At 46.8% G+C, this 23,696-nt stretch carries 27 protein-coding genes; 26 read left to right on the top strand and 1 reads right to left on the bottom strand.

The features are described 5' to 3' along the window. The first annotated feature begins 22 nt into the window (after positions 1 to 22). From MKY23_RS18215 to MKY23_RS18205, 3 genes are all read left to right on the top strand, one after another. Positions 23 to 1,096: a Xaa-Pro peptidase family protein gene (locus MKY23_RS18215; RefSeq protein ID WP_090922542.1), complete on the top strand. Its 1,074-nt coding sequence runs from the start codon at positions 23 to 25 to the stop codon at positions 1,094 to 1,096. A gap of 41 nt (positions 1,097 to 1,137) precedes the next feature. Then, positions 1,138 to 1,695 carry an elongation factor P gene (efp, locus tag MKY23_RS18210; RefSeq protein WP_090922540.1) on the top strand — a complete coding sequence of 186 codons (558 nt, stop codon included), beginning with the start codon at positions 1,138 to 1,140 and terminating at the stop codon, positions 1,693 to 1,695. Between the two features lie 191 nt (positions 1,696 to 1,886). After that, complete coding sequence (locus tag MKY23_RS18205; RefSeq protein ID WP_090922538.1) at positions 1,887 to 3,140, top strand: aspartate kinase; 1,254 nt, start codon at positions 1,887 to 1,889, stop codon at positions 3,138 to 3,140. Positions 3,141 to 3,227: 87 nt separating this feature from the next. On the opposite strand, the gene MKY23_RS18200 is transcribed toward MKY23_RS18205, so the two are convergent. After that, positions 3,228 to 3,977, bottom strand: a complete 750-nt coding sequence (locus tag MKY23_RS18200) for a 2-phosphosulfolactate phosphatase (RefSeq protein ID WP_339831280.1) — start codon at positions 3,975 to 3,977, stop codon at positions 3,228 to 3,230. 253 nt (positions 3,978 to 4,230) lie between these two features. Here MKY23_RS18200 and spoIIIAA point away from each other — a divergent pair, with 253 nt between their 5' ends. The 23 genes from spoIIIAA (at position 4,231) to recN (ending at position 23,681) form a co-directional block, all read left to right on the top strand. After that, complete coding sequence (gene spoIIIAA / locus MKY23_RS18195) at positions 4,231 to 5,235, top strand: stage III sporulation protein AA (RefSeq protein WP_339831278.1); 1,005 nt, start codon at positions 4,231 to 4,233, stop codon at positions 5,233 to 5,235. Further along, positions 5,228 to 5,746 (top strand): stage III sporulation protein SpoIIIAB, encoded by a 519-nt coding sequence (gene spoIIIAB, locus MKY23_RS18190; protein ID WP_154888439.1) that lies wholly within the window; start codon positions 5,228 to 5,230, stop codon positions 5,744 to 5,746. Before spoIIIAA ends, spoIIIAB begins: the two co-directional genes overlap by 8 nt. 29 nt (positions 5,747 to 5,775) lie before the next feature. After that, entirely contained in the window at positions 5,776 to 5,979 is a 204-nt protein-coding gene (gene spoIIIAC / locus MKY23_RS18185; RefSeq protein ID WP_017687585.1) for a stage III sporulation protein AC, read from the top strand. Between the two features lie 31 nt (positions 5,980 to 6,010). Beyond that, complete coding sequence (gene spoIIIAD, locus MKY23_RS18180) at positions 6,011 to 6,400, top strand: stage III sporulation protein AD (protein ID WP_090922532.1); 390 nt, start codon at positions 6,011 to 6,013, stop codon at positions 6,398 to 6,400. A gap of 20 nt (positions 6,401 to 6,420) precedes the next feature. Continuing rightward, positions 6,421 to 7,611, top strand: coding sequence for a stage III sporulation protein AE (spoIIIAE, locus tag MKY23_RS18175; protein ID WP_221788516.1), 1,191 nt, complete (start codon positions 6,421 to 6,423; stop codon positions 7,609 to 7,611). Positions 7,612 to 7,643: 32 nt separating this feature from the next. Continuing rightward, positions 7,644 to 8,495, top strand: a complete 852-nt coding sequence (gene spoIIIAF / locus MKY23_RS18170; protein WP_154888441.1) for a stage III sporulation protein AF — start codon at positions 7,644 to 7,646, stop codon at positions 8,493 to 8,495. Between the two features lie 15 nt (positions 8,496 to 8,510). Next, entirely contained in the window at positions 8,511 to 9,149 is a 639-nt protein-coding gene (gene spoIIIAG, locus MKY23_RS18165; protein ID WP_336120278.1) for a stage III sporulation protein AG, read from the top strand. A 68-nt stretch (positions 9,150 to 9,217) separates the two neighbouring features. Then, a complete protein-coding gene (locus tag MKY23_RS18160; RefSeq protein ID WP_154888443.1) occupies positions 9,218 to 10,048 on the top strand; it encodes a SpoIIIAH-like family protein in 831 nt (276 codons plus the stop codon). 139 nt (positions 10,049 to 10,187) lie between these two features. Next, positions 10,188 to 10,658 (top strand): acetyl-CoA carboxylase biotin carboxyl carrier protein, encoded by a 471-nt coding sequence (gene accB / locus MKY23_RS18155; protein WP_090922713.1) that lies wholly within the window; start codon positions 10,188 to 10,190, stop codon positions 10,656 to 10,658. 53 nt (positions 10,659 to 10,711) lie between these two features. Further along, entirely contained in the window at positions 10,712 to 12,055 is a 1,344-nt protein-coding gene (gene accC, locus MKY23_RS18150; protein WP_090922521.1) for an acetyl-CoA carboxylase biotin carboxylase subunit, read from the top strand. A 217-nt stretch (positions 12,056 to 12,272) separates the two neighbouring features. Beyond that, the gene (locus tag MKY23_RS18145; RefSeq protein ID WP_090922519.1) at positions 12,273 to 12,683 is read left to right on the top strand and encodes an Asp23/Gls24 family envelope stress response protein; all 411 of its coding nucleotides are present in this window, start codon (positions 12,273 to 12,275) and stop codon (positions 12,681 to 12,683) included. 146 nt (positions 12,684 to 12,829) lie between these two features. Continuing rightward, a complete protein-coding gene (gene amaP / locus MKY23_RS18140) occupies positions 12,830 to 13,369 on the top strand; it encodes an alkaline shock response membrane anchor protein AmaP (protein WP_090922517.1) in 540 nt (179 codons plus the stop codon). 14 nt (positions 13,370 to 13,383) lie between these two features. Beyond that, entirely contained in the window at positions 13,384 to 13,617 is a 234-nt protein-coding gene (locus MKY23_RS18135) for a DUF2273 domain-containing protein (protein WP_090922515.1), read from the top strand. A 205-nt stretch (positions 13,618 to 13,822) separates the two neighbouring features. Then, complete coding sequence (nusB, locus tag MKY23_RS18130) at positions 13,823 to 14,275, top strand: transcription antitermination factor NusB (RefSeq protein ID WP_154888448.1); 453 nt, start codon at positions 13,823 to 13,825, stop codon at positions 14,273 to 14,275. 100 nt (positions 14,276 to 14,375) lie between these two features. Next, a complete protein-coding gene (folD, locus tag MKY23_RS18125) occupies positions 14,376 to 15,233 on the top strand; it encodes a bifunctional methylenetetrahydrofolate dehydrogenase/methenyltetrahydrofolate cyclohydrolase FolD (RefSeq protein WP_090922511.1) in 858 nt (285 codons plus the stop codon). A gap of 10 nt (positions 15,234 to 15,243) precedes the next feature. Beyond that, positions 15,244 to 16,608 (top strand): exodeoxyribonuclease VII large subunit, encoded by a 1,365-nt coding sequence (gene xseA / locus MKY23_RS18120; protein ID WP_339831267.1) that lies wholly within the window; start codon positions 15,244 to 15,246, stop codon positions 16,606 to 16,608. Continuing rightward, complete coding sequence (gene xseB, locus MKY23_RS18115; protein WP_090922507.1) at positions 16,598 to 16,855, top strand: exodeoxyribonuclease VII small subunit; 258 nt, start codon at positions 16,598 to 16,600, stop codon at positions 16,853 to 16,855. Before xseA ends, xseB begins: the two co-directional genes overlap by 11 nt. Then, positions 16,848 to 17,753, top strand: a complete 906-nt coding sequence (locus MKY23_RS18110; RefSeq protein ID WP_090922505.1) for a polyprenyl synthetase family protein — start codon at positions 16,848 to 16,850, stop codon at positions 17,751 to 17,753. The genes xseB and MKY23_RS18110 overlap by 8 nt, the downstream gene beginning before the upstream one ends. 290 nt (positions 17,754 to 18,043) lie before the next feature. Further along, a complete protein-coding gene (gene dxs, locus MKY23_RS18105) occupies positions 18,044 to 19,951 on the top strand; it encodes a 1-deoxy-D-xylulose-5-phosphate synthase (RefSeq protein ID WP_154888452.1) in 1,908 nt (635 codons plus the stop codon). Positions 19,952 to 19,982: 31 nt separating this feature from the next. Continuing rightward, positions 19,983 to 20,828 (top strand): TlyA family RNA methyltransferase, encoded by an 846-nt coding sequence (locus MKY23_RS18100; RefSeq protein WP_154957657.1) that lies wholly within the window; start codon positions 19,983 to 19,985, stop codon positions 20,826 to 20,828. Positions 20,829 to 20,913: 85 nt separating this feature from the next. Continuing rightward, complete coding sequence (locus tag MKY23_RS18095; RefSeq protein ID WP_154983699.1) at positions 20,914 to 21,399, top strand: hypothetical protein; 486 nt, start codon at positions 20,914 to 20,916, stop codon at positions 21,397 to 21,399. 90 nt (positions 21,400 to 21,489) lie between these two features. Next, the gene (gene argR, locus MKY23_RS18090) at positions 21,490 to 21,939 is read left to right on the top strand and encodes a transcriptional regulator ArgR (RefSeq protein ID WP_221788527.1); all 450 of its coding nucleotides are present in this window, start codon (positions 21,490 to 21,492) and stop codon (positions 21,937 to 21,939) included. A gap of 23 nt (positions 21,940 to 21,962) precedes the next feature. Then, the gene (recN, locus tag MKY23_RS18085; protein ID WP_090922495.1) at positions 21,963 to 23,681 is read left to right on the top strand and encodes a DNA repair protein RecN; all 1,719 of its coding nucleotides are present in this window, start codon (positions 21,963 to 21,965) and stop codon (positions 23,679 to 23,681) included. Positions 23,682 to 23,696 lie beyond the last annotated feature (15 nt).

Genomic DNA, 23,696 nt, shown 5'->3' with positions numbered 1-23,696 from the left:
GTGAGAGAAAGAAGGGTTACCGATGGAAAACAAACGAGTACACAAGTTACGTGAGGCCATGGCCGAGCGTGAACTCAAAGCAATGCTGATTACGAATCCGATTAACCGCCGTTATATGACGGGATTTACGGGTTCGGCAGGATATGTGCTTATTACTGAACAGGAAGCTTATTTGCTTACTGATTTCCGTTATATGGCACAGGCATCCACGCAAGCGCAAGGCTTCAACGTGGTGGAGCACGGTGTAAAACCGATGGATTCTGTACGTGATTTGCTGGTTGCAGCGAACATCAACGAAGTTGGCTTCGAACAGGATTCGGTTACATTTGGTACGCACGCTTCTTATGCGGAATCGTTGCAATCGGTTAAACTTACAGCAGTATCCGGCATTGTTGAGCAGCTTCGGATGTTCAAGGATGCTGACGAAATTGCAGTGATGCAGCGTGCTGCAGATTTGGCAGATGCCACATTCAGCCACGTTTTGCAATTTGCGAAACCGGGTATGACTGAACGTGAAGTGGATCTTGAAATGGAGTTCTTCATGCGCAAGCATGGGGCGACCAGCTCCTCCTTTGACACCATTGTCGCTTCAGGCGAACGTTCTGCTATGCCTCACGGTGTTGCAAGTAGCAAAGTAATTGGACAGGACGAACTGATTACGTTTGACTTTGGTGCGTTGCTGGACGGATACTGTTCAGATCTGACACGTACGATTGCAACAGGTAATCCTGTACCTGAACTGCGCAAGATTTACGACATCGTACTGGAAGCACAATTACATACGCTGGAGAACCTGAAACCAGGTATGACCGGACGGGAAGCGGATGCACTTGCTCGGGATATCATTGCAGGCTATGGATATGGAGAACAGTTTGGACACAGCACGGGCCATGGTCTGGGTATGGAGGTTCATGAAGCTCCGCGTCTGTCCAAGCTTAGCGATGATGTGTTGAAACCGGGAATGGTGGTTACAGTTGAGCCGGGAATTTATATTGATGGACTTGGCGGCGTACGAATTGAGGATGACGTTGTGATTACCGAGTCAGGTATTCATATTCTTACGAAATCGGACAAAAAGTTCACCGTTATTGGCTAACATACCCAAACACTTTTTACTTATATCAGGAGGGATCTTTTGTGATTTCAGTTAACGATTTTAAAACAGGTTTGACCGTGCAAGTAGACAACGATATCTATACCGTGCTTGATTTCCAACACGTAAAACCAGGTAAAGGCGCAGCTTTTGTACGTTCCAAGTTAAAAAACCTTCGTAATGGTAATACGGTTGAAAAAACATTTCGTGCAGGTGAAACGATTGGCCGTGCAATTATCGAAAACCGTGGAGTATCTTACCTGTATGCAAGTGGTTCTGAGCATACGTTTATGGACAATGAAACATACGATCAATTCACACTGACTAGTGATCAACTGGAGTGGGAACTGAACTTCCTTAAAGAAAACATGAACGTGAAGATCGTTAGTTACCAAGGTGAAATCCTGGGTATCGACTTGCCTACAAGCGTTGAGCTGAAAGTTATTGAAACAGAGCCAAGCGTTAAAGGTAACACAGCACAAGGCGCTACGAAGAACGCAAAAGTGGAAACAGGTCTGAATGTACAAGTTCCTTTGTTCATCAATGAAGGCGACGTGCTTCTGATTGATACACGTGAAGGTAAATACTCTTCCCGTGCGTAACTTTCACTTGCTGTAAGCTTTAATGCAAGAATGAAAACCCTTTGCCATGAATATGGCAGAGGGTTTTTTTGAAAAAAGATTAGCCTATCAGACGCTTTCGTAATATACTGGGTTAAAGTCATTTCTCGTAGAGAATAATGACGAAAGATATCAATTGATGCATACTGCACAAGGTAGGGAGTGGATTTGCGTTGTCATTGTACGTCATGAAATTTGGGGGCAGCTCGGTCGGAGATACAGAACGCATGAAGCGTGTAGCCGGACGTGTTGTAGAAAAAGCGGATGAAGGACATCAATGTGTCGTCGTGGTTTCGGCCATGGGAGATACTACAGATGATTTGATTGATCAGGCGAAGCTGCTAAACAGTGATTTGCCTGCTCGTGAAATGGATATGTTGTTGACAACAGGGGAACAAATTTCGATCTCCTTATTATCCATGGCCATTCAGGCACTTGGACGCAAGGCCGTATCCTTTACAGGATGGCAAGCCGGTTTCCGAACAGAACCGGTTCACGGTAAAGCCCGGATTCAGGATATCCGTCCTGAACGTGTCAAATCTGCGCTTGCTGAAGGCAATATCGTTATTGTCGCTGGTTTCCAAGGCATGACGGAAGACGGCGAGATCACTACACTGGGCCGCGGTGGTTCGGATACAACAGCTGTTGCGCTCGCAGCAGCAATTCAAGCGGACGCTTGCGAGATCTATACGGATGTGGACGGAATTTATTCCACAGATCCGAGGATCGTCAAGGTAGCGCGCAAACTGAAAGAAATATCCTACGACGAAATGCTGGAGCTTGCGAATCTGGGAGCGGCGGTATTGCATCCACGTGCTGTTGAGTACGCAAAGCATTCCGGTGTACCTTTGATTGTAAGATCAAGCTTTAACCATAATGAAGGAACGGTTGTGAAGGAGGAAGCGGCAATGGAACAAGGAGTAGTGGTAAGTGGAATCGCGTATGACAAAAACGTAGCTCGCATCAGTATTTTGGGTGTTCCGGATGTCCCGGGCGTCCTTGCCGAAGTATTTGGCGAACTGGCTAGTGAGCAACTGGACGTCGATATTATCGTGCAGAGCGGGGTTCAGGACGGCAAAGCGGACTTCTCCTTCTCGGTTGCACTGTCTGATCGCGAGAAAGCACTTCGTGTCATTGAAGGTCTGCACAGCCGGTTGCCTTACCGTGAAGTTACCTCCGAAGAGAACCTGGTTAAAATCTCGATTGTTGGTGCAGGTATGGTGAGCCATCCAGGTGTAGCTGCTAAAATGTTCAAAGTGATCTCAGGTGAAGGCGTAAGCATCAAAATGGTCAGCACTTCCGAGATCAAGGTCTCCTGCGTTATCGATGGAGAGAAGCTTCATGACGTGATTAAAGCTCTGCACACGGCTTACGATCTGGATACAGCTGAGCAAGCCGTAATCGGTGGACCGCAAGTTCGCAGATAAGATTGCAAATGATGCGTAGAATAAACGTATAATTAGGAAGAGGTGTACCGTTGCCACTAGGCAGCAGTACACCTCTTTTAGCTGTGACTATAGTCGTTTGCACATGTTGCCTCCTCTTACTTTACGGTAAGGTTTTAGCTCGTTCCCTTCCCTCATCTCTGGTACACAATCCAGCAGATTCAATTGTGAACAATAGGTAACATCATGCATTTTCCCTAGTTTATCCAGTCTGCGTGCACTGGATGATGTGCGAACCAGATCTGTAAGCTGGTCATGACACTGAGACACAGCCTGATGCAGAATAATACCAAGATCGTTCAGTTGCAGTGGCGAACGGGTCTGACGATACAACTCTTCAATAATACATCCGGCACACAGGCCGTCCTCGAGAGCAAACTCATCCTGCTCACCGGCACATAATAACAAAATATCCCGTTGTAATTCCAGTAGAGCGGAAGCAACCGCTCTAACATTTAAGAATGCTCCCGCAAGTATATGTCTGGCTCTGGATGCTTTAATCAGAGCTCTTGTACCATCTGTTGTGGTGAGGATAATGACTTTTTCCGCAATGTCACCACTCATATATTCATAGGGAGAATTACCCGCATCGAATCCGGTTATTTGTTTGTCAAAACGTTCCCCGCCCCGAATACTGTTTCCTACCAACATCTGTTTGGCTTGCGGAACAGTCTCCGTAGCAATAACTCCCGCAGCATGATGAGCAAGCGCGGTCACAATTGTGCTTGTTGTTCGCAAAACATCAATGACAACCACACTTCGCCCTTCAATATCTATCGTTCGTACTTCATTTACATTACCTACAACGTCGACACGCACACCCCACAACTCCTTTTTGTTCCTCGGGATCGAGCATTGGTTTATCAGTGGAACAGTCCATCTGTCTGCAAGCACTATATGCATGAATGTCTAGACAGGTGCCTAGAACAAGAGATGTCTATGAGTTTTGGCTCTCATTCATCGTCCTTGAAGAATTGATAGATTTCAGCGTCATAAAATGAATGTACAGGCATAAACTTGAGATATGAACAAGCATCAGAGATGAAATTAATCAAGTTGGAGGAGCCTACTCATGAAAGTGAAATGGAGGGATCTTTTTCCGGAACCCATCCGAACCATTCTGGGCAGAATGCCGCCCGCCTTATTGGAACAAGTAGAGGAAATCCGTATTCGAGAAGGCAGGCCGCTGGAAATTAATGCAGGCAACAACTATCACTTTCTCACCCCAGAAGGTATACCAACGGGAAAACCAGAGGAAGCATATGTTCCTCTGAAAGAAGTAACGCACAGACTGCTTGATCTCATAAGCAATCATTCGCTCTATACCTTGGAAGAAGAATTACGAAAAGGATTCATCACCATCCCGGGAGGGCATCGAATCGGACTTGCTGGCCGGACGGTGCTCAGTGGAGGGCGTGTAGAATATTTACGGGATATCAACGGATTTAACGTCCGTGTTGCGCGGGAAGTGCAGGGCGTGGCTGACCCGATTCTTCCATACCTGCTAGATATGAGGAACGGACAGGTGATGCATACCCTGATACTATCTCCACCGCAGCAAGGCAAAACGACCTTGTTGCGAGATTTGGCAAGGCAGATCAGTAACGGCACGAAACTGACAGCCGGTGGTGAACTGAGGCATGGGATACGTCCGCGACTAAAAGTGGGCATTGTAGATGAACGTTCTGAGATAGCGGGAAGCTATAAAGGTGTGCCTAGCTTCGATGTAGGGCCGCGCACAGACGTAATGGATGGATGCCCCAAGGCTGAAGGCATGATGATGATGCTTCGTTCCATGTCACCGGACGTTCTGATTGTGGACGAGATTGGTCGGCCAGAGGATGCGGAGGCAGTTATGGAGGCTCTGCATGCAGGAGTTTCTGTCATTGCCACGGCTCACGCAAGGGATCTGTCTGAACTAGCTGCAAGACCTGCCTTGAAAACACTGATTGCCGAGCAGATGTTTCAGCGTTATGTGCAGCTACAGCGAACAGGCAGAGGCATGAGCTTTCGACTGTCCGATGGCAAGATGAGAGGACTGCAACAGACCGGGTCAGGAGGTGAAGCCTTTGCTTAATATGCTTGGCGCCTTGCTGATTCTGCTAGCAAGTACTCTCGCTGGTTTTCACAAGGCGAGGCAATATGCATTACGGCCAAGGCAGCTACGTGAGTTGATTGCGGCCCTACAGCGGCTGATGACAGAGATTAATTACGGCTTAACGCCGCTGCCTGATGCGATGAACAAGATGGGGGCCCAGACCAAAGAGCCGGTGAGAACTCTTTTTTTACACGCCTCCACACAGATGGAACCCCCACATGGCCTTACAGCCAGGGAGAGTCTGCAAGCCGGTGTCGAGGAGGCATGGGGGAAATCAGCGATGAAATCAGACGAGCGGGAGGTCATGCTACAGTTGAGTTACAGCCTTGGCACCAGTGATCGTCAAGATCAGACCAAACATATTTCGTTAGCCATTCAGCAACTTATGCATGAGGAATCCCGCGCTCAGGCCGATCAAGTGAAGTACGAACGAATGAGCCGCAGCCTGGGGATGCTTGTCGGAGCGTTAATCGTCATACTGATCTTCTGAAATAGCCGGGATAGCGAGGTGCCAAGGTCATGAATTTAGAAGTGAACGCAATCTTTCAAATTGCGGGCATTGGAATCATTATAGCGATGATTCATACCGTATTGAAACAAATGGGAAAGGAAGATATGGCTCACTGGGTGACCGTAATCGGATTTGTCGTTGTACTGTTCATGGTTGTTCGAATGCTGGACAGCCTGCTACAAGAGATTAAATCCATATTTCTTTTTCAATGAAATCGGTCATGAAGCCGGATGGTGGTGACCCGTGGAGATTATTCAAGTTGTTGGTCTGGCACTCATTGCAACCGTATTGATTTTAGTCATTAAGGAACAAAAGCCGATGTTTGCCTTTCTGATTGCGGCAGCCACTGGTGTAGTGATCTTTATGCTGTTGATTGGCAAAATTGGCACAGTCATCGAAGTGCTGAAGCGACTTGCTGAAAATTCCGGTATGGAGAGCATCTATCTGAAAACGGTATTGAAGATTATCGGCATTGCTTACATTGCTGAATTCGGTGCACAGATTGTCAGAGATGCAGGGCAAGAGAGCATCGCCTCCAAGATTGAACTCGCTGGCAAAGTGCTGATTCTTGTACTCGCGATTCCGATCATTAGCATCATTATCGAAACCGTGATGAAACTGATGCCAGTGTAGAAAGGGCGGGCGGATAACTGATGAAATTGATGCATAACAAGCCGCGCTGGCGCCTCATCATTGTGCTGATGATATGTTTCATGTTCGGTGTAATTGGACAGGTTGTAGCCACCACACCTTCAAACGAGTGGATAAAGCAGCAGGCTGATGAGCTTCCGAAGGATCAGGTCGAGAAATATTGGGATCAACTGATGAAACAGTACGGTGGTTTTTTTCCAGAAGGCAAAACGCCATCGTTCATGGATATGTTAATTCCCGGGAATGAAGGATTCAGTCTGAAATCGGTATTTTCGGCGATTGGCACGTTTATGTTGCATGAAATTTTATATAACGGCAAACTTTTGGTCACGATCGTGATGTTAACAGTGCTGAGCATGATTCTGGAGACACTTCAGACTGCTTTTGAGAAGAACAATATTAGCAAAATTGCATATGCCATCTGTTATCTGGTCATCATTATCATCGCAATCAACAGCTTCAGCGTAGCGATTGGTTATGCAAAAGAGGCTATATCCGGCATGATCAACTTTATGATGGCGATGGTTCCACTTCTGTTCACACTGCTCGCTTCGATGGGTAATGTCGTTACCGTTTCGGTGACGCACCCGCTAATTATTTTCATGATTCATCTCGTAAGTACGCTGATCCATCTGCTGGTGTTCCCGCTTCTTTTCTTCTCGGCTGTGCTGCATCTGGTGAGCTCGCTTTCGGATAAATACAAATTGACACAAATGGCTGACCTGTTGCGAAACATCAGTGTAGCCTTGCTGGGCATTCTGCTGACGATGTTTCTGGGGGTTATTTCGGTACAGGGAGCTTCGGGGTCGGTTGCGGATGGTGTCAGTTTGAAGGCAGCCAAATATATTGCAGGAAACTTTGTACCCGTTGTAGGGAGGACATTTGCAGATGCAACGGATACCGTGATCACGGCATCGTTGCTTGTCAAAAATGCAATCGGATTGACAGGTGTCATTATTATCTTGTTCCTCTGTGCGTTTCCGGCCATTAAAATTCTGGCGCTGGCCTTGATCTACAACGTGACCGGAGCGATCATGCAACCTTTGGGAGAGACGCCGATCGTAGATTGCTTGCAAGCGATTGGTAAAAGCATGATTTATGTGTTCGCGGCACTGGCCGCCGTTGGACTCATGTTTTTCCTGGCAATTACGATTCTGCTGACCGCAGGGAATCTGACAGTGATGATGCGTTAACTACCTGTCTGCAGGGAAAGGGGCTGGAGAGGATGGGGTGGCTGAGCAACTGGCTGCAGGATCTGATCATGATCGTTTTACTGGCAACGTTTGTAGATATGCTACTCCCGAATCGTTCCATGGAACGGTATGTCAAGCTTGTGCTGAGCCTTCTCATCCTACTGACCTTGTTATCCCCCATCACGAAACTGTTGAAAAGTGATCCGGTAGGGGAACTAAAACGCGCCATGACCGCAATGGATGCACCTCCTGACGGGCAAGCCACACTGGAGCAGATTCTGGCTCAAGGGAAGCGAATGCAGGCGAGTGAACAACAACAGTCCCTAAAGTGGACGGCGAAGGAACTCGCTAACGTTATGAAAGGTCAGATTGAAGAGACAACTGGAGCAAAGGTTCAGTCGGTTGAGGTACAACTGGCGATGAAGAAATCAAATTCGGATACCCAAGCAACCACTTCTGTTGAACTGCCTGTCATTCAGCATGTGGAGGTGCAACTAGCAAGTGGAAAGGGTGATTCAAAAACGGATGGGGATGCGGCCGAACCTGTGAGTAGCAACCCGATGACAGAAACCAAAGATTCGTTAGAACATGATGAAAATTATTCGAGTACTCAACCTGTGCAGATTGATCCAGTTGAAATTAAGAATATACAGATTGAGTCAAACGGGCAGCGATCCGAGCAACCAAAGAGAGATCAGGTAGCTTCTAATCAAGCATCCGAACCCTCCGTTACCCGGAATGATAGTGAAGATTCAAACGTTAAGCAAACTAGTGTTTCACGGTCTGAACACGCAGTACAAATTATCACATTGCTCAAGGAGAAGTGGGAAGTTGATGCGAGCCAGGTGCGAGTGACGGAGAGAGAAAATGCAGAAGTGCTCTGAAAAGGAGGCGGTCCGATGAAACACTGGTTCAAAAAGCTGGAAAGCTGGATGGGTGGCGGTGAAGGTGGTGCGAAGCGCAGTCAAACCTTACGGTGGTTAATCATTTTGGGACTGATCGGTGTGGGCATCATGCTCTTTAATTCCTTTGTCAACGTCAAAAAGATCGATTCTGAAAACATCGGTCGTGAACCACCAGAACAAGCTACTTCCATGTCGACGATGCAAAGTGGTTTGTTGGAAGAAAACCCTTTTCAGGCGATTGAAGTGGCATTCGAAGACAAGATCAAAGGCGTGTTGGAAAATATCGTTGGTGTAGGCACTGTGGATGTGATGGTTACCGTGGATTCTACGGAAGAACTCGTGGTGCAGCGGAACGTCAAAGATTCACAGCAGCTTACCGAAGAGACGGATGCCAATGGCGGTAAACGGCATATGACGCAATATACCCGTGACGGTGAGATCATTACGTATGAATTATCAGGGGATCAGACACCCATTGTCACGAAAAAGCTGAAACCTCAAATCCGCGGAGTGCTGGTGGTGGCAAAAGGTGCAGAGAACAAGGTTGTGAAAGACCTCATTACAGATGCCGTTGAAAAAGGTTTGAACGTAGCGGCTTACCGGATCTCGGTTGTTCCGCGCAAACAGGATTAAAGCTTTGAATGACGATAAGAAGAGATGTGTTGTCAGAATCAACCCTATTTTTGAGGAGGAACTTCTAAATGAATAACAAACGTCAAACAATATGGCTCGTTTCCATGCTGAGTCTAATGGTTATCTTGTCCGCCTATTATCTCTTTACTGAAGATTCCGGGCCCGTTAATCCCCCTGTGGCTGACAGTCAGCAAGTAGATGCGATGAAACAAGGCGAGGCAAAGGAAACTGCCGGTATTCTTGATCCAACAGAAGGTCTGGTGATCAACGAGGTCGTGAACAGCGGAGAGATTAAGGGTGATTCCGGTGCGGCGAGCCCGGCCGAAAACACAACTGGCGCAGAAGGTAAGGAAGCGGGAAGCGCAGAAAAAACACCTGCTACTGAACCGGGCAGCAAAGAAGGAGAAACGGATCAAAAGTCAGAAAGTAGTGCGGAAAAAGGAGCGGCGACTACCCCGGAAACTGAAGGGAAAACAGAGGGGACTGCTGCTAAAACGGATGAAGAAGTGCTAAAAGAGATGGAACAGCAAAATACGGCTGTGTCGGCAAGCAGTCAGTTCCAGAATTACCAGTGGCAGCGTGAAGAGAGTAACAACCGTAAGTACGAGGAATTGATGACCATTGCAGGAGATCTTAGTAAAACACCGGAAGAAAATGCAAAAGCAACAGAACAGCTCCGGGTACTTGAAGATAAAGAAGCCAAAATTACAGGCATTGAAGAGACACTTTCCCAGCAATTCGCAAATGCAGTCGTTCAAGAAGAGGCTGACAAGTATAAAGTGGTGGTTCTGAGTGACAAACTTGACGTTAAACAGGCGGTTTCTATTGTTGATCTGGTTATGAAAGAATTGTCTGTATCACAGAACAAAATCAGCGTGCAATATGTCACAGAACAGTAATCGGAAATGTGATAAGGAAGCCCCGGGAGCCTGTTCGACTCTCGGGCTCTTTCCATTTTTAATGATTATGATATAATACTAAAAGCCATATGACCGTCCTCGTGAGACTGGCATGATGCCGAAGGAGTGAATAATGGAAATGTTTAAATTGAGCGAAATTAAAGAACTGATCAAATTGGTTGATGAAAGTTCTGTTCAGGAATTGGAAATTGAAAATGAAGGATCACGTTTGTCGATTCGCAAACCAGGTAAAACGGAGTTCGTACAGGCTGCTGCCGTACAACCGCAAGTGATTGCTGCTCCTCAGGTGCAACCTGCTGCTACCGCAGTGGTTAGCGAGGCTGCCCCGCAAGCCGATACAACAAGTCATTTACATAAAATTGTATCTCCGATGGTAGGTACATTTTACAGAGCTTCCTCACCGGAAGCTGGTTCTTTTGTGAGTGTGGGTGATAAAGTTGTTGAGAAAACAACGGTATGCATCATCGAAGCCATGAAACTGATGAACGAGCTTGATGCGGACATCAAGGGAGAAATCGTTGAAGTGCTGGTTGAAAATGGACAGCTTGTCGAATACGGACAGCCTCTGTTCCTGGTAAAACCGGAATAACGGTTTACAGGTTTATAGCAGCCGCATGAGCTTCGAAGGAGGACAAAGACGAAATGAAATTCCATAAAATATTGATTGCCAATCGTGGTGAGATTGCTGTGCGCATTATTCGTGCCTGCCGCGAGCTTGGCATTTCGACAGTGGCTGTTTACTCGGAAGCGGACAAAGATTCCTTGCATGTCCGTCTTGCAGACGAGGCCTACTGTATCGGACCAACACTGTCTAAAGACAGTTATCTTAACTTTACTAACCTGATGAGTGTAGCTACTTTGACGGAATGTGACGCCATCCACCCTGGATACGGTTTCTTGGCCGAGAATGCTGATTTTGCGGAAATCTGTGATTCCTGCAACATTACATTCATTGGTCCTTCACCGGAAGCTATTACCAAGATGGGTGACAAGGCTGTAGCGAAACAGACGATGAAGGATGCAGGCGTACCTGTTATTCCTGGATCAGACGGCCTTGTAGAAACTACCGAAGAAGCGATTATGATTGGACGTGATATCGGGTATCCTGTCATTATCAAAGCTACCGCTGGTGGTGGGGGTAAAGGGATTCGGATCGCTGAAAACGAAGAGCAATTGGTAAAACAAATCACGGCTGCACAGCAGGAAGCTCAGAAAGCATTCGGGAACGCCGGTGTGTATCTGGAGAAATTCCTGACAGGCATGAAGCACGTTGAAATTCAGATTATGGCTGACAAACACGGCAATGCCGTGCATCTTGGCGAGCGTGATTGTTCGGTTCAGCGCCGTCGTCAGAAGCTTGTTGAGGAAGCACCGTGTCCTGTGATCAACGAGGAAGTCCGTACGCTCATGGGAGAAGCTGCTGTGCGAGCTGCACTTGCGGTGAATTACTCCGGAGCCGGTACACTGGAATTCCTTCTAAGTCCAAACGGGGAGTTCTACTTTATGGAGATGAATACTCGTATTCAGGTTGAACATCCGGTTACCGAGATGGTAACGGGTGTCGATCTGATCCGTGAAATGATCTCTGTTGCCGAAGGTAATCCGTTATCTTTCCGTCAGGAAGATGTGGTTATTAACGGATGGTCCATTGAATGCCGAATCAACGCTGAAGATCCTGACCGTAACTTTATGCCTGCACCAGGCAAGATTGGTTTTTACCTTGCACCGGGTGGCCCTGGAGTTCGGGTGGACAGCGCAGCGTATCCTGGTTACACAATCTCACCATTCTATGACTCCATGATTGCAAAATTGATCGTTTGGGGCGCAACTCGTGATGAAGCGATCGCCAAAATGAAGCGTGCTTTGGCAGAATTCGCGATTGAAGGCATCTCAACAACGATTCCTTTCCATCAGAAACTTCTGGAGCATCCAACGTTTATTCGCGGAGATTTTGATATTAAATTTCTCGAGGAAAACGAGATTTAACAGTCATATTGGACTTGTTTGTCATAATCTAGCCCAAATGATATAGTATGTAATAATAAGAGCGCATGTCTCCTGCATCGGATAAGCCCGCCTTCTAGCGGATGGTTGCAGGAGCTCCGGTAAAGCCGGACCGGAAGGGTTCTGAGTGTTGTGAAAATGAACCGGCACCCTGACGGATGGCCGCAAACTTATCTCGCGAAAGGTGTGTTGAACATTTATGAGTACACTACCGACAGAATTTGAACGCACGGATATCGGTGAAATCCAGATCGCACCTGAAGTTATCGAAGTGATTGCTGGACTTGCAACTGTGGAAGTTAAAGGAGTAGCTGGGATGAGCGGTGGATTCGCAGGTGGATTCGCGGAATTGCTCGGCCGCAAAAACCTTTCAAAAGGAGTTAAGGTTGAAGTAGGTCAACGCGAAGCTGCAGTGGATGTTTCCGTTATTATTGAATATGGATACCGTTTGCCGCAGGTTGCTACTGAAATCCAACAAAACGTGAAGCGCTCTATTGAAAACATGACAGGATTGAACGTAAATGAAGTGAATGTTCATATTCATGACGTTCAGTTCAAGAGTGCTGAAAAGGTGGAAGAGATCGACCTGAACACGCAACGTGTAAAATAATAAGACAGATTTCCCCCGGCACTTCTGTCGGGGGTTATCCCGTCTTGGACGGGTCTTTCGTTATGCACTTGAGACGGACAAGGTGATCAACGTTAAGCTTTTCAGCAGTTAAGCAATGTGAGTGAGCAAGGGAGGCTGTGCAGTTCGTGGCTAAAATACTGGATCGGCTTCTGTTGTTTATATACAGCATAAGCGTAGGAGCAATATCGGCAGCGGTCATCTTACTGATTAGCGGTGTGCTGCCATACGAATTGAATTACCAGCAGGAACAAAATGTTATTGTTGCGTCAATTGTCGCGGCAGCGATTTTGTTTGTCCTGAGTTTACGTTTTTTCTACATCTCGATTCGCCGCGAGCGTGGCTCGTTACCTTCTGTGGATCAACGTACCGAGTTCGGGGATGTTCAGATTTCAATGGAGACAATTGAAAATCTCTGTTTGAAGGCTACTTCCCGTTTTCGTGGAGTACGTGACGTCAAAGCGCGCATCCGTGTGGTGGAGTCAGGACTGGAGATTAAGATTCGGGCTGTTGTGGATGGGGAGACACCTATTCCGGCGCTGACTACGGATCTGCAAAAGGCGATACATGATCATGTGCAAGAGATTACAGGAATTCCTGTTTCTTTTGTAACCGTATATATCGCTAATGTGACCCAGTCGCCTAACTACAAGAGTCGCGTGGAATGAGGTGAGTTTCACTGATGTTGTGGAAAGAGCTTTGGGATAGCTACAAGGGACGTATTCTAGGCGTTGCCTTTGGTATTTTATTAGGATTTCTTTATGTTTGGATCGGTTTTTGGGATATGTTGTTCTTTGCACTTTTGGTGTTCATCGGGTATACATTTGGCAGACGAAGCGATGAGAAGCTAGGCTCGTTCATCCCTTGGGGAGAGTTACGACAATGGCTTGGAGATCGCTGGCGTCCGTTCAAATAAGCCTATCAGAACCCTGCAATATGTTTCTTCCGAAAATAGAACTGTAGTTTGAGTTGCCCGATTTTTGGAGGAAACGTGTCGCAGGTTTTTTTGTGAAAAGAGATCGCAATATCCATGGGTATCCTGTATAGGGTAATGAAGTGGTTTCTTGAATTTTAAAATAAGCATGATGACGCTCGGGATCGAGCGCTGCAGGAGGCAGGACATGAAAAGACGTTTGGCAAGGGAAATTGCAGTACAGAGTCTGTATCAAATGGAAATGAATGAAGTAAGCGCGTCTGAAGCGGTGAATATGCTGATTAACGAAGCGGCTGAGGAAAATGAAACGGAAGTTGAAATCCGTGATGAAGAAAAAATGCGCAGCTATGTTACCGAAATGGTTCAAGGTGCGTGGGGGCATAAGGAAGCGATTGATGGTTTGCTTGTGGATTATTTGAAAGGCTGGCAACTAAGCCGATTGTCTCGTGTAGACCGCCAAATTTTGCGCTTGTCCACCTATGAGATGGTATTCCGTGATGATGTACCAGCAAAAGTTTCTGTCAACGAAGCGATTGAACTGTCGAAGTACTTTGGTACAGATGAATCAGGCAAGTTCGTCAATGGTGTTCTTGGCCGCATGATTCAGGAAGTGGATAGCATCAAGCAAAAATTATCCTGAGGGAACATTCTGATGGAGTAGATTAGACAAGCCAGCTTTTCTGTAAGGATGTATCTAGATCGTTTTATCTAATATATGTTCATATAAGGGAGAGAGTACAATGACAGCATCTATTATTAACGGTAAAGAAGTATCCCAAGAGCTCCGCGCAAGCATGACCGCAGAAGTAAAACAACTAAGCGAACAGGGAGTAGTACCGGGTCTGGCTGTTGTGCTCGTGGGGGAAGATCCGGCTTCTCAAGTTTATGTGCGTAATAAGGAAAAAGCATGTCATGACCTCGGCTTTTACTCTGAAGTACATCGGTTGGATGCAAGTACATCGCAAGCGGATTTGCTAGCTCTCGTGGACAAGCTGAACAATCAGAAGTCCATCAATGGTATTCTTGTGCAGCTTCCACTGCCGAGCCACATTGAAGAGAAAGCGGTAATCGATGCGATTGCTGTAGATAAAGACGTAGATGGATTCCACCCAGTGAATGTGGGGAATCTGGTTATCGGTGATGACAGCTTGCTGCCATGTACACCTGCAGGTGTCATTGAATTAATTAAACGCACGGGTCTGGAAATGTCCGGTAAACACGCTGTCGTTATCGGTCGTAGTAACATTGTAGGTAAACCGGTGTCCTTGTTATTGCAACGTGAAAATGCAACCGTAACGATGTGTCATTCCCGTACGGCTAATATGAAAGAAATTACACGTCAAGCGGATATTCTGGTCGTAGCGATCGGTCGTGCCAATTTTGTGGATGCCGATTATGTTAAACCAGGCGCTGTTGTGATCGATGTCGGCATGAATCGTTTGGATAACGGAAAACTCGCAGGGGATGTAGATTTTGAAAGTGTAAAAGAAGTCTCTGGCCCAATTACACCTGTTCCCGGCGGCGTGGGTCCAATGACGATCACCATGCTGATGCAGAACACTCTGATCGCGGCAAAACGCGCTCACGGATTGGCCTAGGTAACTGTCTGTGGCAGAGCAAAAAATTTACTCTATTAAAGACCTGAACAGATATATCCGGATGAAACTGGAATCGGATCAGGTTCTGTCGGACGTCTGGCTGCGCGGAGAGATATCCAATTTCACGCATCACTCCAGCGGCCACATGTATTTTACGTTAAAGGACAAGGACAGTCGGATTAAATCCATCATGTTTGCATCGCATAATCAGCGTTTACCCTTTGTACCGAAGGAGGGTGCAAGGGTTATTGCGCGTGGTAACGTTTCGGTATATGAACGCGACGGGCAGTATCAATTTTATGCGACACATATGCAGCCAGATGGTATAGGCAGTCTATATCTGGCTTATGAGCAGCTGAAAAAGAAACTGGAGGACGAAGGATTGTTCTCTCCTGCTCGCAAAAGACCCATCCCAAGTTATCCACAAACGATTGGTGTTGTAACATCTCCTACAGGAGCGGCTGTTCGTGACATTATAATCACACTGCAACGAAGGTATCCATCGGCTAAAGTTGTATTGTACCCGGTGCTTGTTCAAGGCAAAGGGGCTGCACCATCCATCGTCAAGGCAATAAACAACTTTAACCATATGGCTGAAGCAGATGTGCTTATTGTAGGACGGGGCGGTGGATCACTCGAAGAACTGTGGGCTTTTAATGAAGAAATTGTAGCTCGAGCCATAGCAGCTTCAACCATTCCAGTGATCTCTGCGGTTGGTCATGAAACGGACTTTACGATTGCAGACTTTGCTTCCGATTTACGTGCTGCGACACCAACAGCGGCAGCGGAACTTGCTGTGCCGAATCGTGCAGAGCTGATGGAACAGATTGCACGAAGACAGCGCCAGTTACAGAACAGTCTGAAGCAACGTGCCGTATATCATCGTGAACGCCTAACTCGTCTTCAGCGCTCCCCCGTACTGGTGCATCCGCGCAGAACGTTGATGCAGCATACAGAACGTCTGGATATGTTACATCAACGCTTGCAACGAAGTGTGGATACACGAATGAAATGGACGGGAGAAAAACAAGAACGGTTGCGGACAGCTTTACAGCGGTTTAATCCTCGGGAACAAGTGAATACAGCACGCCGGGATAATGCAGCCGCTCGTAAGCAACTTGAACTTGCGATGAGATCAATTACACGTAGCAAGCAACAAGAGTGGAAGTCACTGGTAAGGCATCTGGATGCACTCAGTCCGCTGAAGGTAATGTCACGTGGTTATAGTCTTGTCTACGATGAGCAGGAACAGCAATTGATTAAATCCATAAATGATGTACAGCCGGGCGACTCGGTGAAGATCAAATTAGCGGACGGACAGCTGGACTGTCAGGTCTGGGGAATGAAGGAGGACAACAACATCCATGGCGAATGAACCGGAACTGAATTTTGAAGAGGCAATGGCGGCATTAGAAGACATCGTAGGTCAGCTGGAGCATGGGGATGTTCCTCTGGAGCAAGCGATTGATTTGTTTCAGCGCGGAATGAAACTTTCCCAGTTATGTGGCCTGAAGCTGGAACAAGTGGAACGTAAGATCGAGATGATCGTAGAAGAAGATGGGGAGCTTCGCAAGAAGCCTTTTGGCACGGCTGACGAGGAGAGCGGTGAGATCAATGAGTAACCGTCTTTCATTCGAAGCGTATCTTCAGGAAGTAACTGGAGATGTTACGGAAGCGCTGAAACACACCCTTCCCGAGCATTGGGATGTACCTCGTTCGCTCACGGAATCGATGCAGTATTCATTAATGGCTGGAGGGAAACGCCTTCGTCCACTTCTGGTCGTTGCTGCGGCGGAAGCCTTCGGCGCGGAGCGTACAGCTGCGATGCCGGTAGCCTGCGCCGTGGAGATGGTTCATACGTATTCGTTGATCCACGACGACTTGCCTGCGATGGATAATGATGATTATCGTAGGGGAAAATTAACGAATCACAAAGTATATGGCGAAGCGACAGCCATTCTTGCGGGAGATGCACTGCTGACCCACGCTTTCTACAGCATTGTTCAGACAGGACGTCAAAGCGGAGTGAATGCTGATGCTCTGTTAGCTATTGTTCAGGATTTAGCTGAACTTGCAGGAGCCAGAGGCATGGTTGGTGGCCAGGTTGCTGATATGGAAGGCGAGCAAGGGTTGACTGATTTATCTCAGCTTCAATATATTCATCTGCATAAAACAGGTGATCTGATTGTCTTCTCCCTCCTTGCAGGTGCTCGCATCGGCGGGGCTACAGAAGGACAGTTGGAGGCGCTGAGTGTATTTGGGCGGGATTTAGGACTCGCATTCCAGATTCAGGATGACATTTTAGACCTGACGGGTGACGAGCAGAAGATGGGAAAAAAAACGCAAAGTGACGTGAATCAGCAGAAGGTAACTTATCCGTACTTTATCGGAATGGAAGCTTCCGTTGCAGAAGTGAAATCCCTCACACAATCCGCTAAAGATGCACTTGAACGAGCGCAATTGCCGGATGCTTCAAGGTTAATGGAGATTGCCGATTATCTGATGAGCCGTGACCATTAACATTTAACTTAGGCAGCTGATTCAATGTGAAATGAACAGTGTAATGATAGTAATGGCTTCTTTATGCCAATAAACGAAACGAAAGCTTCTTTCAATGATTGGAGAATACATAATTATAGAGCTTCGGATATGAATCGTAAGCGAACGACTCTTGATCGGCTGAAGCGGGCTGTAAATTATGATTTTTGTTCATTTATGGTATAATGATTCAATGTTATTCAATCCATTACACTCAATAAATGATATATATCTAATAAACAACAACATTCTAGGAAAGCGGGGAGATTCTCGTGCTGCTTCCACAAATTAAACAACCCAGTGATCTAAAGGTGATGTCCCAGGATGATCTTGTCCTTTTGTCGGCAGAGATCCGCCAGTTTCTGATTGAGAAGCTGTCTGCTACAGGCGGGCATCTTGCACCGAACTTAGGAGTGGTTGAGCTCACCGTGGCCCTGCACTACTGCTACAACAGTCCAACGGATAAAATGATTTTTGATGTGGGACACCAGGCTTATGTGCATAAAGTTTTGACGGGGCGGATGGATCGCTTTGATACGTTGCGTCAACAGAACGGATTATGCGGATTTGTCAAACGGAACGAAAGTGAACACGATGTATGGGAAGCCGGACACAGTAGTACTTCATTGTCTGCTGCCATGGGTATGGCTATGGCTCGTGATCTGAAAGGTGAGGATAATCAGGTTATCGCCATCATTGGAGACGGAGCGCTTACAGGCGGTATGGCGTTTGAAGCACTGAACCATATCGGACATGAACAGCGTAAGCTGATGGTTATTCTCAATGATAATGAGATGTCTATCGCACCCAATGTGGGAGCCATGCATAAATACTTGAGTAAAATTCGTTCAGATCGTCATTACTTGAAAGCTAAAGATGATGTGGAAGGTATTCTCAAAAAAATTCCGGCCATTGGTGATCGTCTGGCGAAATCGGCGAGCTGGATTAAGGATAGTGTCAAATATATGATGGTTCCTGGTGTTCTTTTTGAAGAACTGGGTTTCACTTATTTGGGCCCGATTGACGGGCATGACATCCCGCAACTGATTGAGGCTTTCAAACAGGCTGACAATGTGGATGGTCCTGTAATGGTCCATGTGCTTACAACCAAAGGCAAAGGTTATCAGCCTGCCGAGGCGGATTCGCATAAGTGGCACGGAATTTCGCCATATAAAATTGAATCAGGTCAAGTGCTCAAAGCCGTTGGAAAACCGATGTACACCGAAGTATTCGGTCAGACGCTCGTTGAACTAGCGAAAGAGGATAAACGTATCGTTGCGGTTACCCCTGCAATGCCTACAGGTTCAGGTCTAATTCCTTTCAGCAAAGAGTTTCCGGATCGCATGATTGATGTGGGGATCGCAGAACAGCATGCAGCTACGATGTGTGCGGCACTGGCCATGGAAGGGTTAAAACCGGTTTATGCGGTATACTCTACGTTCATGCAACGTGCATATGATCAGATCGTTCACGACATCTGTCGTCACAATGCAAATGTTATATTTGCAATTGACCGTGCTGGATTTGTTGGACCTGACGGTGAGACACATCAGGGAGTATACGATGTTGCGTTTATGCGTCACATTCCGAATATCGTACTTATGATGCCAAAAGATGAGAATGAACTGCGCCATATGATGAAAACGGCGCTAGATTATAACGAAGGTCCGATTGCGTATCGTTACCCGCGTAACAATGTGGTTGGCGTACCAATGGACGATGTGTTAGTTCCGATTCCAATTGGTTCCTGGGAACAGCTACGTCCAGGTGAAGGATACGCGATTATCGCCTCGGGTTCTATGGTTCAGCTGGCTGAAGAAGTAGCAGATACGGTGAAACGGGAAGGGATAAATACTGGAGTTATCAATGCTCGTTTCCTCAAACCATTGGATGAACAGATGCTTCGTGATCTGGCTGTCCGTGGAACAAAGCTGATTGTGCTCGAAGAAACCTCGCAGGCAGGCAGCATGGGAAGTGCGGTGTTGGAATTCTATGCTGAACAAGGTATACATGATGTTCATGTGCATCTGATGGGCATTCCTGATCGATTTATCGAACATGGCAGCATCAAGGAACAACGTGAAGAGGTTGGTCTTACGGTGGAGAATGTAAGTGCCGAATTGCGTAAAATGGCCGTTCAATCTTCATACGGAATGTCCAAAACACGTTTCCCTTCCTAACATTAGAATGATTAGCGGATAGGAGAAAGACATGTCACTCCCGAAAGAACGAATCGATGTGCTGCTGGTGGAACAGGGCTATTACGAAAGCCGTGAGAAGGCAAAAGCTGCGATTATGGCTGGACTTGTGTATGCCAATAATGAACCGATTGAAAAAGCAGGCATGAAAATTCCAAGGGATGCTCAACTGAAGGTAAAAGGTTCAGTGCATCCTTATGTAGGCAGAGGTGGACTAAAGCTTGAAAAAGCGATTCGTCATTTCAACCTGAATATGAATGATCTTGTCATGTTGGATATCGGTTCATCCACTGGTGGTTTTACGGATTGTGCTCTTCAACATGGCGCATCCCATGTATACGCCATTGATGTGGGGTATAATCAACTGGACTGGTCACTGCGTAATGATGAGCGGGTCACCGTGATGGAACGTACGAATTTCCGTTACGTCACGCCTGAAGATCTGAGTGGACCTGTGCCAAACTTTGCAAGCATTGACGTATCCTTTATTTCCTTGCGAATTATACTTCCGCCGCTTCTGGCTCTGTTGCAGCGGCCTGCGGATATTGTGGCTCTGATTAAACCACAGTTTGAGGCGGGACGAGATAAAGTGGGTAAATCAGGTGTTGTCCGAGACCCGAAGGTGCACAAGGATGTATTGCAGACCATGCTTCATTTTGCCAGTCAACTTGGATTAAACCTAAAAGGCCTGACCTTCTCACCGATTACGGGTGGGGAGGGGAATATCGAATTTCTCGCACACTGGCGTCTGGAAGCACCAGAGGCCGCACAACCAGAGAACGACGAGGCTTCACTTGATGCACTTGCAGAGCAGGTCGCCAAAGAAGCCGCTCATACTTTTACGGGAAACTCATCATAGGATGGGTTTCTTTTCGCTGGAAAGATATTTTGGGACAAAGGAAAACGGGTGTTCGATCTCGAATATATCACTGAGGTGAGCGGTAATGGAGGGTCAATATGACACAATCGTTATTGGTGTGTTTGCTGTCTGTTTAATCGTATGGTTGTTTCTCGGACTGCGTAGCTGGCTGAATCGTCCGATTCCGGTAAGCTTTGCCGAGTTGAGACTTAATGAAAACATTCAAGATTCTCCTGCTCTGACTTTACTTGAGGACAATGGATACGACGTGATTGGCGGGAAAATGAAAGTACCTTTAGCCTTTGAGGCCGATAATTCCGTTTTATACAGCAGGTTGTTTATTGATTATGTTGCTGAGCGGCAGGATGCAAGGTATCTAGTCAAAACTTCCCGTCGCAGGCAACCGCTTGAACGAAGCGGACCTGCTATAAGGGATCGCTTTCTTCCCTATTTATTATTGTACCCCGGATGTGAAGGATTGCTTTATGTAGATCTGGATGATTCCGATATAATGGTAATCAGGCTTATGGATTATCAAGAAGACGTGTATGATGGAGAGGATCTGGATTAATATATAATAAGTTTGAAATATGGCATGATACAGCATTGCATTAAAGGTCAGGACTGCATCTTTGCAATACATTTTTAATTGGAGGCATGTATGAAAGGACAACGACATATCAAGATTCGTGAAATAATTAGCCAAAATGAAATAGAGACCCAGGATGATCTGGTTGAAGCATTGCGACAAGCGGGTTTTCAAGTGACACAGGCAACGGTATCGCGGGACATCAAAGAGCTTCTTTTAATCAAAATTCCAATGGATGATGGACGATATAAATATTCATTGCCAACCGATCAGCGCTATAATCCGATTCAAAAGCTTAAGCGCGCGCTCGTGGATAATTTCCTGCACATTGATCACGCCAACAATCTTGTAGTGATGAAATGTTTGCCGGGAACAGCGAACTCCATTGCAGCATTGCTTGACAATATCGAGTGGACTGAAGTGATGGGCACGATCTGTGGAGATGATACGATCCTTATTATTTGCCGTACAGAAGACAACAGCGTCACTGTCATTGAGCGCATCATGGGATATATTGCTTAAATCAGCCGGAGGTGTTTTTGCAGATGTTAGTTACATTATCAATTCGCAATCTCGCCGTGGTGGAAGAAGTCGATGTGGTCTTTCATCCGGGATTTCATGTGTTGTCTGGGGAAACCGGTGCAGGTAAATCCATTATCATCGATGCTCTCGGCTTAATCGCGGGAGGACGGAGTTCAGCAGATCTGATTCGGTACGGATGTGACAAAGCAGAGATGGAAGCGCTGTTTGAGATGGAGCCTAGTCATCCGGTGTGGAATACGCTGGAGCAGCTGGGTATTCACTGTGAGCCCGAGGAACATCTGGTGATTCGGCGTGAATTGAACACGCAGGGTAAAAGTACATCACGGATTAACGGACAGCTTGTGAATTTGACAATGCTACGCGAAGTGGGCGAGAAACTGATCAATATTCACGGTCAACATGAGCATCAGAGTCTGCTTCGTGCAGAAAGTCATCTCGGGTTGCTGGATACGTATGGCTCCGATATAATCGGCCCCGTCAAAGCTAAATACCAGGAGCGCTACAGCAAATTTATAGCAGCTGAGAAGGAATTGCGGGCGCTACAAGAGTCAAGCCAGCGGGCTTACCAACTGCTTGATATGTACCGTTTTCAACTGGAAGAAATCGCTGCGGCTGGTCTTACCCAAGGGGAAGATGAATTACTTGGCGAAGAACGGGTCAAACTATCCCATAGCGAGAAAATGATGGACAGTGTTTCGGGTGCATACGATTTACTGAGTGGACAACGCGGATTAGAAGCGATAAGCATTGCTTTATCCCAAATTGAAGATATCTCTGGATATGACAGCAAAAGATTGCAGCCGATTGTGGAGCAACTGCAGTCGGCTTTTTACCAATTGGAAGACGTCACCTTTCAACTGCGGGATTATCGGGAACGAATCGAATTTAATCCCGGCAGACTGGAAGAAGTTGAGCAACGATTAAATCTGATCTCTGGACTAAGACGCAAATATGGAGATAGTGTAGAACTCATTTTGAATTATTATGAACAGATCAGTCATGAGACCGACCAGCTGGAGAACAAAGATGAGCGCTTGGAGAAGCTTCGTACGGAGCGTGACAAACTGCTTGTGCTTGTGATGGAATCGGCTGAGGAGCTAAGCAAAGTGCGTAAACAATGTGCGGAGGAACTGGCTGCTCAGGTCGAAAGTGAGCTCAAGGATCTGCAGATGGAACGAACGTCACTACGTGTTCAGATCGTGCCTGCTGAAGATCCAAAGGGCATTGAATGGAATGGACGCCGTATCAGGTTCAGCCGCCAAGGTGCCGACAATGCGGAATTTCTGATCTCTCCTAACCCGGGTGAGCCTCTTCGGCCACTAGGTAAAATCGCTTCAGGCGGAGAATTATCCAGAATCATGCTGGCGATGAAGAGCATATTTGCTCGTCATGACCGCATTCCGGTATTGATTTTTGACGAGGTGGATACAGGGGTTAGCGGCCGGGCGGCACAATCCATTGCGGAGAAGCTTCATCGTCTGTCTTCGACGTGTCAAGTATTCTCAATAACACACTTGCCACAAGTAGCTTGTATGGCGGATCATCAGTATTTGATCGAGAAACATGTTTACGACGGACGCACGATGACTCAAGTGGAATCGCTGTCCGAGGAAGGCCGAGTGAAAGAATTGGCACGTATGCTCGGTGGTGTGGAAATTACAGAAAAAACACTGCATCACGCACAAGAAATGCTGAATCTGGCGGAAGCCAAAAAAGGGTGAAACGGACGGCTGGCG

The sequence above is a fragment of the Paenibacillus sp. FSL R7-0272 genome (genome assembly GCF_037969905.1).
Taxonomy (GTDB): domain Bacteria; phylum Bacillota; class Bacilli; order Paenibacillales; family Paenibacillaceae; genus Paenibacillus; species Paenibacillus polysaccharolyticus.
This window is presented reverse-complemented; position numbering and strand designations above follow the sequence as displayed.

Excerpts from the sequence above, each read along its gene's own strand:
- accC (WP_090922521.1), top strand. The coding sequence starts at position 10,712 with ATGAAATTCCATAAAATATTGATTGCCAATCGTGGTGAGATTGCTGTG.
- MKY23_RS18135 (WP_090922515.1), top strand. The coding sequence starts at position 13,384 with ATGTTGTGGAAAGAGCTTTGGGATAGCTACAAGGGACGTATTCTAGGC.
- spoIIIAF (WP_154888441.1), top strand. The coding sequence starts at position 7,644 with ATGGGGTGGCTGAGCAACTGGCTGCAGGATCTGATCATGATCGTTTTA.
- MKY23_RS18100 (WP_154957657.1), top strand. The coding sequence starts at position 19,983 with ATGTCACTCCCGAAAGAACGAATCGATGTGCTGCTGGTGGAACAGGGC.
- MKY23_RS18145 (WP_090922519.1), top strand. The coding sequence starts at position 12,273 with ATGAGTACACTACCGACAGAATTTGAACGCACGGATATCGGTGAAATC.
- spoIIIAA (WP_339831278.1), top strand. The coding sequence starts at position 4,231 with ATGAAAGTGAAATGGAGGGATCTTTTTCCGGAACCCATCCGAACCATT.
- accB (WP_090922713.1), top strand. The coding sequence starts at position 10,188 with ATGTTTAAATTGAGCGAAATTAAAGAACTGATCAAATTGGTTGATGAA.
- spoIIIAG (WP_336120278.1), top strand. The coding sequence starts at position 8,511 with ATGAAACACTGGTTCAAAAAGCTGGAAAGCTGGATGGGTGGCGGTGAA.
- MKY23_RS18215 (WP_090922542.1), top strand. The coding sequence starts at position 23 with ATGGAAAACAAACGAGTACACAAGTTACGTGAGGCCATGGCCGAGCGT.
- nusB (WP_154888448.1), top strand. The coding sequence starts at position 13,823 with ATGAAAAGACGTTTGGCAAGGGAAATTGCAGTACAGAGTCTGTATCAA.
- spoIIIAE (WP_221788516.1), top strand. The coding sequence starts at position 6,421 with ATGAAATTGATGCATAACAAGCCGCGCTGGCGCCTCATCATTGTGCTG.
- folD (WP_090922511.1), top strand. The coding sequence starts at position 14,376 with ATGACAGCATCTATTATTAACGGTAAAGAAGTATCCCAAGAGCTCCGC.
- xseB (WP_090922507.1), top strand. The coding sequence starts at position 16,598 with ATGGCGAATGAACCGGAACTGAATTTTGAAGAGGCAATGGCGGCATTA.
- MKY23_RS18095 (WP_154983699.1), top strand. The coding sequence starts at position 20,914 with ATGGAGGGTCAATATGACACAATCGTTATTGGTGTGTTTGCTGTCTGT.
- recN (WP_090922495.1), top strand. The coding sequence starts at position 21,963 with ATGTTAGTTACATTATCAATTCGCAATCTCGCCGTGGTGGAAGAAGTC.
- MKY23_RS18110 (WP_090922505.1), top strand. The coding sequence starts at position 16,848 with ATGAGTAACCGTCTTTCATTCGAAGCGTATCTTCAGGAAGTAACTGGA.
- MKY23_RS18160 (WP_154888443.1), top strand. The coding sequence starts at position 9,218 with ATGAATAACAAACGTCAAACAATATGGCTCGTTTCCATGCTGAGTCTA.
- spoIIIAC (WP_017687585.1), top strand. The coding sequence starts at position 5,776 with ATGAATTTAGAAGTGAACGCAATCTTTCAAATTGCGGGCATTGGAATC.
- argR (WP_221788527.1), top strand. The coding sequence starts at position 21,490 with ATGAAAGGACAACGACATATCAAGATTCGTGAAATAATTAGCCAAAAT.